The organism is Butyricicoccus pullicaecorum (genome assembly GCF_002160355.1).
Lineage (GTDB): Bacteria > Bacillota > Clostridia > Oscillospirales > Butyricicoccaceae > Butyricicoccus > Butyricicoccus pullicaecorum.
In genome coordinates this window covers 136,247-144,554 of sequence record NZ_NFKK01000006.1, presented here as the reverse complement: position 1 = coordinate 144,554, position 8,308 = coordinate 136,247, and the positions used below count along the sequence as shown (strand labels likewise).

At 55.2% G+C, this 8,308-nt stretch carries 9 protein-coding genes; 7 read left to right on the top strand and 2 right to left on the bottom strand.

Annotation, left to right across the window (positions count from 1 at the left end):
* The first annotated feature begins 345 nt into the window (after positions 1 to 345).
* From B5F17_RS07265 to B5F17_RS07240, 6 genes are all read left to right on the top strand, one after another.
* A complete protein-coding gene (locus tag B5F17_RS07265) occupies positions 346 to 690 on the top strand; it encodes a four helix bundle protein (protein ID WP_087372438.1) in 345 nt (114 codons plus the stop codon).
* Positions 691 to 888: 198 nt separating this feature from the next.
* A complete protein-coding gene (locus tag B5F17_RS07260; protein ID WP_206396706.1) occupies positions 889 to 1,785 on the top strand; it encodes an NAD(P)/FAD-dependent oxidoreductase in 897 nt (298 codons plus the stop codon).
* Between the two features lie 211 nt (positions 1,786 to 1,996).
* Positions 1,997 to 2,506: an RNA polymerase sigma factor gene (locus B5F17_RS07255; protein ID WP_016148971.1), complete on the top strand. Its 510-nt coding sequence runs from the start codon at positions 1,997 to 1,999 to the stop codon at positions 2,504 to 2,506.
* Positions 2,490 to 3,593, top strand: coding sequence for a DUF4179 domain-containing protein (locus tag B5F17_RS07250; protein WP_087372434.1), 1,104 nt, complete (start codon positions 2,490 to 2,492; stop codon positions 3,591 to 3,593). Before B5F17_RS07255 ends, B5F17_RS07250 begins: the two co-directional genes overlap by 17 nt.
* A 187-nt stretch (positions 3,594 to 3,780) precedes the next feature.
* Positions 3,781 to 4,353: a hypothetical protein gene (locus B5F17_RS07245; RefSeq protein ID WP_087372431.1), complete on the top strand. Its 573-nt coding sequence runs from the start codon at positions 3,781 to 3,783 to the stop codon at positions 4,351 to 4,353.
* Positions 4,354 to 4,560: 207 nt separating this feature from the next.
* Positions 4,561 to 4,878, top strand: a complete 318-nt coding sequence (locus B5F17_RS07240) for a hypothetical protein (protein WP_016148974.1) — start codon at positions 4,561 to 4,563, stop codon at positions 4,876 to 4,878.
* Between the two features lie 370 nt (positions 4,879 to 5,248).
* Here B5F17_RS07240 and rsmI read toward each other — a convergent pair whose 3' ends face one another.
* Both rsmI and B5F17_RS07230 read right to left on the bottom strand, forming a co-directional pair.
* Positions 5,249 to 6,097, bottom strand: coding sequence for a 16S rRNA (cytidine(1402)-2'-O)-methyltransferase (gene rsmI, locus B5F17_RS07235; RefSeq protein WP_087372428.1), 849 nt, complete (start codon positions 6,095 to 6,097; stop codon positions 5,249 to 5,251).
* Between the two features lie 41 nt (positions 6,098 to 6,138).
* Positions 6,139 to 6,843, bottom strand: a complete 705-nt coding sequence (locus B5F17_RS07230; RefSeq protein ID WP_016148976.1) for a tRNA1(Val) (adenine(37)-N6)-methyltransferase — start codon at positions 6,841 to 6,843, stop codon at positions 6,139 to 6,141.
* Positions 6,844 to 7,100: 257 nt separating this feature from the next.
* Here B5F17_RS07230 and B5F17_RS07225 point away from each other — a divergent pair, with 257 nt between their 5' ends.
* On the top strand, positions 7,101 to 8,285 hold the full coding sequence (locus B5F17_RS07225; RefSeq protein ID WP_242968723.1) for a polysaccharide pyruvyl transferase family protein: 1,185 nt from the start codon (positions 7,101 to 7,103) through the stop codon (positions 8,283 to 8,285).
* Positions 8,286 to 8,308 lie beyond the last annotated feature (23 nt).

The window sequence follows — 8,308 nt, the reverse complement described above, 5'->3', positions numbered from 1 at the left end:
GCGTGTCTTTACTTATTCCTTATTCACTATTCACTCTTCTCTAATTCTTTTCTGATATCAACGAGATTTTTGGAAGTAATAAGTAATAGTGAAGAGTGAAGAAGTAAGGAGTGCCGCAAGCGGCACGGATTTCATGTGTGGCGTGTCTTTACTTATTCCTTATTCACTATTCACTCTTCTCTAATTCTTTCCCGCTCTCGCCGAGATTTTTGGAAGTAATAAGTAATAGTGAAGAGTGAAGAAGTAAGGAGTGCCGCAAGCGGCACGGATTGCATGTGCGGCGTGTCTTTACTTATTCCTTATTCACTCTTCCCTATTCTCTATTCCGTTCGGGGGTGTTGAGCTATGTCCAGTCCGCTTGGAGATAAATCCAAAGCCTTTGCCTTGGAAATTATCAAAATATGCAATGAGGTCAAGCGTTCCAAGCGAGAAAGCGTGCTTACCAATCAACTCATTCGCTCGGGAACCAGCATCGGCGCGAATATTCGAGAGGCATTCTATGGACATAGTCGGGCAGATTTCGTCGCCAAACTCCAGATTGCCTTGAAAGAATGTGCAGAAAGTGAATATTGGCTGGAACTTCTAATTGAAAGCGGCTATTATAGTGACTCTGCGATTCTGGAACAGTGTGTCGAGATGAAAAAACTCTTGATTTCATCTATCAATACTGCAAAAAAGAATATGAAATGAGGGCATTTACTCTGTTTGGATGCTTTCCATGAATTGAAAGGACATGATCATAATCGTGTCCTTTTTTCTTACCCTAATTCATAAGATAAATTTATAGAAAAATCATAATTCTTAATTTTATTTTATTGACACTTAGCGTTATAATCATATCAGAAAGAAACAGATACACCATGTATCACAGGAAGGAGCGCTTTCATTATGTATGACATCCTTATTATCGGTGCAGGCCCTGCTGGTATCAGCGCAGGTATCTATGCAGTCAGCCGCGGCAAGAAGACCCTGGTTCTCGAGCAGGCGCAGGTCGGCGGCATCATCGGCAAGGTCTCGACCGTCACCCATTATACCGCTCTGCAGGCACAGGAAACCGGCGCAACCTTCGCTGCTCGTATGAAGGAGCAGGCACAGGCTGCGGGCGTAGAAATCGCTTATGAGACGGTTACCGGCGTAGAGCTGACCGGGGATGTCAAGACCGTGCACACCGACAAGGGAACCCATCAGGCACGCCGGGTCATTCTGGCAAACGGCGGTACACCTCGTAAGCTGGGCATTCCCGGAGAGATTGAGCTTGCCGGCAAGGGCATGGGCCTGAACGCACCGCGCGACGGCGCAGCGTATGCCGGAAAGAACATCTATGTCGTCGGCGGTGCAGACGGTGCGGTCAAGGAAGCGCTGTATCTGGCATCCTTTGCCCGTCAGCTGACCATCATCCACTTTGAGGATCAGCTGGGCTGCATTCCGGAGTTCCGCAATAAGATTGCGGCTGCGGATAACATCAAGCTGTGCCTGGGTTCGCGTCTGCACGCGGTACATGGTACTGATCAGGTCGAGCGTCTGGAAATCATCAGCGAGCACGACGGCACGGTGCAGACCATTGAAGACCCCGGCTGCGGTATCTTTGTCTACGCAGGCGTGACGCCCAACACCCAGCTGTACACCGAGCTCGACTTGCAGGATGGCTACATCGTCACCAATGACAAGATGGAGACTTCGGTTCCGGGCGTATACGCAGCCGGAGACATCCGCGCAAAGCAGGTGCGCCAGGTAGCGACCGCGGTATCGGACGGTGCAATCGCCGCGATCAACGCTGCGCTGTAATACATTTCTTTCGTCAAGTCACTCCCCAACCATTTTCCTTTCCAATCTCCCTCTTGCGCACCGTCCCGCATATCCCCTAAAATGAGGACATCTCCTTTCGGGATGTCCTTTTTTATATTCTTTGAAAGTTCTGAAAAAATTTTTTAAGATTCTCCAAACTATTTGCCGCCTGCTCCGGTCTTACTATTCGAAAGGAGGCGCACAGTACCTCATGCAGCTGCTAAAAAAACATCCCGCAATCAGCGAAGAAACGTTTCTTGAACTGATCGACGCAAAAAAAGATTCCTTTTATCGCGTCGCTTATAGCTATACACGCCATCGGGAGGATGCCCTCGACGTGGTGTCTGAGAGCGTGTGCAAGGCCTACACCCATTTGCACCACCTCAAAGACCCGGATTCTTTTTATCCCTGGTTTTACCGCATCCTGTCCAACACCGCGCTGACCTTCGTCAAACGGCACCGCCGTTTCGCCTCGCTTGAGGACTGGGACGAAAGCGTCACACCGATGGAGCAAACCGCCGAGATCCTGGCCATGCGCGAAGAATTGGCGCGGCTGGAGCAGAAATACCGCGAGGTTTTGATTTTGAAATTCAATCAGGATCTTACGTTCCGGGAGATCGCAGAACTGACCGGAAAAAATGAAAATACCGTGAAAACGATCTACTATCACGCACTTGAATTACTGAGAGAAAGGATGAACCCACATGAAACGACCGAATGAAAGCGAGTTGCTGTACGTTGAAATTCCCGAAGAGCTGGACGCGGCCATTTTGCGTGGAGTTCAGAATGGTAAACGCATCATGAATCACAAGAAGTATGTTCAGAGAACGGTGGCAGGCGCTGCCGCAGTATTTGCAATTTTTGTCGGCAGCATCAACGCCTCCCCTGCCCTGGCTGCAAATTTGGAAGACGTCGCTGTATTGGGCTCGCTCGTGCGCGTGTTCCGCTGGAATACCCCCGAGGCCGAAGGCGGTCAGACCGACGTGACCGCAAAGGCTGCGGTGTCCTTCCAGAGCGGTGCGGACAGCGAACAGCTGACCCTGACCTTTGACGCGGCGAACGCTGCCGCATACAAGGCAAGCCTCGCCCACTTCCCCGAGACCGTCACCCTCACCCTGCCCAGTACGCAGGAGGTCGGCGTGCTCGAGGAGGTCAACCAGGCACGTGAAAACAGCCGGTTTATCAAGTCGGTCTACGTGCTTGGCCGCGCAGACGGCGCATCGCAGGTACAGATCGAGTTCGACGTAACGGCAGACGTTGCGGTCGAGGAATATAAGGACCCGGGCAGCATCGTCGTCCGCCTCAAGGAAGGCGAGTTTGTCGGTCAGAACGTGTACTCGCTGCGCACCCTGTCTATGGATCAGGACGCGCTGACCAAGATGCAGAAGGACTTCCCCGACGCACGCATTCTGCGTGACGACGGCGAGAGCTGGCTGCTGGAAATCGGCCAGTACGACAGCGAGCAGGCCGCACAGGACGCGCTCAAGGCGCAGTCTGCACAGGACAGCCTGATCGTCGAGACCCGCTTCGGCAACAACGTCCCGGCGCACTATGAGAGCATGGAAGCGTTCCAGGATGCCAAGCTCGAGACAGAATATAGCCAGCTGCTGAACCAGTCCATGACCATCGACCCCATTCTGGACTTCCTCGACAAGCACATGGCGCAGGCTTCGGACAGCGTCAAGGATACGCTGCTGCGTGGTCTGACTGGTTTTATCCGGGATGATGCATCCAAATACGATCTGGATGCGCTCAATCGCTATTATCAGATGGCAGGACAGGACATTCATCAGGCACTTGCCGCTTGATCCTCCTTTTACCCCTTTTCTTTTCCCCTTTTTACCTCTTTTTACCGTCCCTGTCCCGCATATCCCCCAAAAAAGATGCCCTCCCGCCGGGGGCATCTTTTTTTTGCATACGTGGAAACGATTTGTCCTGCTCATCCGTCTTATGAGTAAGAACCCTTGTGAATCACATGGAAAGAAGGCGACGACAATGAAACGTACACTCTCTTATTTACTCATTTGTGCATTGACGCTGGGATTGCTGGCCGGCTGCGGCGCACCTGCCGACGCTGCCACCGAACAGCAGTCTGCTGACGAACCGACAACAACGATAACCGAACAGACGGCACAGGATACGGTGACGCTGGACGGCCTGACCGGCCTGCTGGGCAAAACCGACGCGGAGCTGACCGAGACGCTCGGAGAAGGTACCGAGAACTGGACGAGCGACAAGTCGTTCTTTATCGGACGTACCTACGAGGTCACGCTGGAGGACAGCGCCGCGACGCTGTACACCATCGCACAGGACGATGAAGCACGCACGGTGCAGTCTCTGTCGGTGTGGCTGAGCGACGGCAGCGCGGAGGTCAGTGAGGAGAACGTAAACGGCTGGATTGACACGCTGACGGCGTATATCGGCGCGGACGCAGAGGTGAGCGGGCCGTCCGAGGGCGGTGCACAGGCCTGGCACTGGAGCCGCGACGCGGTCTACTATGACTTGCAGCTGCTCGACCAGATCCTGACCCTGTCCATTCAGGCTGTGACCGGTGGGGAACTGCAATAAACGATACAGACGGGAAGAGGGCGTTTCCAGAGGGAAACGTCCTCTTTTTATGGGGAATTGGAACTGAGATCGGGAAGTGAAATTTGGAGAGGAAAACCGAAAATGGTCTCAGAATGGGACAATATGAGACGTTTTGTAAGGCTTCTGTAACTACCATTGCGGCCTGTCCTGTGTTATGCTTAAACAAACGAACAGGAGGGACGTACGATGCAGGAGAGACAGAAATTCGCACATTGGCATGCGCGTCTGCGGCGCAAGATGATCCTGTCAACTGTGGGTATTTTAATCTGGGCAGGGCTGGCAGTTTTATCCGGCTGGCTGTATATCCGTTTTACCGGCGTGGACATTTTCCGCACACCGCTGGGCCGACCGCTGGCGCTTGCGGTGTTGGCACCGATCGTGGTGACGGTGATTATGCAGCGTAAGTGGCTGCACTGCCCGCATTGCGGGAGAGCATTGGAGCCCCAGCCGTTCCACGTGCCGGATATGTGCCCGGCGTGCGGAACACAGTTTGACGAGGAGTAAGGGACGCACCCATCCCGCCCGCGGGCGAAATAAAGCTTTCGCTCAAGCCTTTCTCGAAAGGCTTGCGGAGTCTTGAGGCAGAGCCTCAAGTCGCCCGTCGCAACGGGCGAAACTCCCCTTTTGATTTTCGCTTTTGCGAAAATCAACGAAAAAAAGAATAAAAAAGCGCGTCCGCAGACGCGCAATTCTCTGGAAAGACCGTCCGAAGGGACGGTCTTTCCTTTTTTGTTTGTTTTCATTGAAACCCGGGTCGGACACCGGGTTTCAAAAAGAGATTCCGCGGCTTGCGAGCCGCGTCTCAGGGCTCTGCCCTGAGAACCCGCAGCCTTTCGAGAAAGGCTGGCGAAAGCTTCCATGATTGGTGCGGTGCTTAATTCTGTGCTTCGAGTGCGAGCTGATACAGTGCATTTTTCTTAACGCCCAGATCAGCCGACACCATTTTGACTGCATCCTTGAGCGTTTCTCCATTCTCAATGCGCTTTTGTACGGCATTCAATGCGCGAGCCATGCGATCATCTTCGGCGTCCTCGTCCACGACATCGGGTGCGCCCTCGACGATCATGACAAACTCACCGCGCGGAGCGGTTTCCGCGAAGTACGCAACCGCTTCCGCCAATGTCATGCGCAGCGTTTCCTCGTGCAGCTTGGTGAGCTCACGGGACAGCGAGATACGGCGGTCACCGCCGAAAGCCGCACACAGATCATCCAGCGTTGCGCGCAGCTTGTGGGGCGCTTCATAGAAGATCATAGAGCGTTTTTCATTTTTGAGCGCGTCGAGGTGTTCCCGGCGAGCTTTTTTGTTGACCGACAGGAAGCCCTCAAAGCACCAGCGGCCGGTGGGCAGGCCGGAAGCGGCGAGTGCGCACACGGCAGCGCAGCATCCGGGAATGGGGATGACGGGCACGCCCTCGGGGGCGCACAGGGCGACCAGATCCTCGCCGGGGTCGGAGACCGCAGGCGTACCGGCGTCGGTGACGAGTGCGCAGTTTTCGCCCGCAAGCAGACGGGCGAGGATTTCCTCACCGCGCTGACGGCGGTTGTGCTCGTAGTAGCTGACCAGCGGTTTCTGGGGCAGATCGAGGGCGGTCATGAGTTTTTTGGTCACGCGAGTGTCCTCGGCGGCGATAAAATCGACCTCAGACATGACTTCGCGGGCGCGAGGGGAGAAGTCGCCAAGGTTGCCGATGGGCGTGGCGACCAGATATAAGGTACCGGGCATAAAGAGACCCCTTTCTGTGAAGATAGCGGGAAAATATGGATTTATTTGCCGTAAATGGCGCGGTATTCGTCCGAAAGTTCACCGTCCGGACGGCAGACCAGCAGGGGAGGCTCGACGATCAGGCCGTCACCCGCGCCGCGCTTGGCCGACACGAGGACGGCGGACGGAGCAGACTGGGCGGTTTGGTGGACGAAGCGCAGGCGTTTTGGCGTAAAGCCGCGGGAAGCGAGGCCGGACAGCAGCGGGCACAGCCGTTCGGGACGGAATACGATGCTGCACTGGCCACCGGTGGGCAGAACCCATGCGATTGCGTCCAGAATGTCGTCAAGATCGGCGCTCTCGTCCTGCCGGGCGGTCTTGTGTGCGCTGTTTGCGGCATGTTTTCCGGTGTTCGATGCAAAATAAGGGGGATTGCACACGACATACTGCATGGACGCGTGGGGAAGGAGGCGACGGATTTCGCGCAGATCACCCTGCACGACGCGCACGTTTTGCAGCTTGTTTTGTGCAATGGACTGCGCAAACAGGTCAGCCGGGCCGGGCTGGAGCTCCAGACCGGTGATGGTCAGGTCATCGCGCCAGCACAGCAGGGCGAGTGCACCCGTACCGCAGCCAAGGTCGAGCACGCGGGCACGTTTTGGGATGCGGGCGAAGGCCGAGAGCAGGACGGAGTCCTGACCGAGCTTAAAAAAACGGTCGTCCTGTAACAGGGTCAGACCGTTTGGCAGATGTTCGGCGGACAGCATGGGGCAGGCTCCTTTCGTTGCCGGCGAGGCGGCTCAGACCCGTGCGTCGTCCGGACAGGACGGACACGCGGGTGATTTGTACGCCTTTTGGGGCATTTGCTGTTATTTTTTATGATAACAGAAATGGAATCGGCTGTCAAACTGTGCAGGATTGGGTTTGACAAACCCGCAAAATATGGATAGACTATATTTGATATCATTTTTTCAGCGACTAGAAAAATACAATGATTTTGTAAGAACGAACGAGGAATCAAATCGTGAAAAAAGTAATGCTTTATGAGCACGGCGGCAGCCTCAACCACGGCTGTGAGGCGCTCGTCCGCACCATTTCCGCCATTGCCAAGGAGAAGACTGGGGCAGAGGTCACCCTGTGTTCCTACGCGCCGCGTGAGGATCATGCGTGCAACCTGCAGGAATCGGTGGACACCATTGTCCAGAACGATCAGGTACTGCGCCGTTTTTCGCCCGCTTGGTTTGTCTATCAGTTTGACAAGCGTGTCACCCATTCCAAGGCGCTGCAGGATCGTTTCCTGACCGAAAAGACCTGCCTGCGACTGGCCAAGGACAGCGATGTTTCCATCGCGGTCGGCGGTGACAATTATTGCTATAACAAGGGTCGTCAGTTCTGGCCGACCGACCGTGCGCTCAGAAAGCAGGGCGAAAAGCTCATGCTGTGGGGCTGCTCGATCGAGCCGCGCGATCTGGACGAGGAATTCACCCGCCAGCTGGACTGCTTCGATGTCATCTGCGCACGTGAGTCCATCACGGCCGACGCGCTGCGCGAAGCTGGTCTCGGCGACAAGACCCGTCTGATTCCGGACTCTGCATTCACCCTGGAAACCCGCGAACTGCCCCTGCCCGAAGGCTTCCTGCCGGGCAACACCGTGGGCATCAACGTTTCGCCCATGATCATCTCCAACGAGGAGCAGGGCGGCGCGACCATGAAGAACTATGTCGCACTCATCGAGCATATTCTGAAAGAGACCGACATGGCCGTCGCGCTCATCCCGCACGTTGTCTGGAGCTATAACGATGATCGTCAGCCGCTTCGCATGCTGTACGACCAGTTCAAGGAAACCGGCCGTGTGGTACTGATCGAGGACGCGGGCTGCTCCGAGCTGAAGGGTTATATTGCCCGCCTGCGATGTTTCGTCGGCGCGCGTACCCATTCAACGATCGCAGCATACTCGTCCTGTGTGCCCACTCTGGTCGTGGGCTACTCGGTAAAGGCGAAGGGCATTGCCAAAGACCTGTTCGGCACCTATGAGGGCTACACACTGCCTGTGCAGAGCCTCAAGCAGCCGGATGACCTGAAGAATGCTTTTTGCTGGCTGATGGAGCGTGAGGACGAAATACGCGCCCATCTGACCGAGATCATGCCGACCTACGCAGCCCGTGCCAAAGAGGCAGGGGATGTGCTGGCCGAGCTGATGGCTCGCTGACCACCGGCTAACAAAAAGAAGGT

Excerpts from the sequence above, each read along its gene's own strand:
- B5F17_RS07230 (WP_016148976.1), bottom strand. The coding sequence starts at position 6,843 with ATGCTGTCCGCCGAACATCTGCCAAACGGTCTGACCCTGTTACAGGAC.
- B5F17_RS07265 (WP_087372438.1), top strand. The coding sequence starts at position 346 with ATGTCCAGTCCGCTTGGAGATAAATCCAAAGCCTTTGCCTTGGAAATT.
- B5F17_RS07245 (WP_087372431.1), top strand. The coding sequence starts at position 3,781 with ATGAAACGTACACTCTCTTATTTACTCATTTGTGCATTGACGCTGGGA.
- B5F17_RS07255 (WP_016148971.1), top strand. The coding sequence starts at position 1,997 with ATGCAGCTGCTAAAAAAACATCCCGCAATCAGCGAAGAAACGTTTCTT.
- B5F17_RS07250 (WP_087372434.1), top strand. The coding sequence starts at position 2,490 with ATGAAACGACCGAATGAAAGCGAGTTGCTGTACGTTGAAATTCCCGAA.
- B5F17_RS07240 (WP_016148974.1), top strand. The coding sequence starts at position 4,561 with ATGCAGGAGAGACAGAAATTCGCACATTGGCATGCGCGTCTGCGGCGC.
- B5F17_RS07260 (WP_206396706.1), top strand. The coding sequence starts at position 889 with ATGTATGACATCCTTATTATCGGTGCAGGCCCTGCTGGTATCAGCGCA.
- rsmI (WP_087372428.1), bottom strand. The coding sequence starts at position 6,097 with ATGCCCGGTACCTTATATCTGGTCGCCACGCCCATCGGCAACCTTGGC.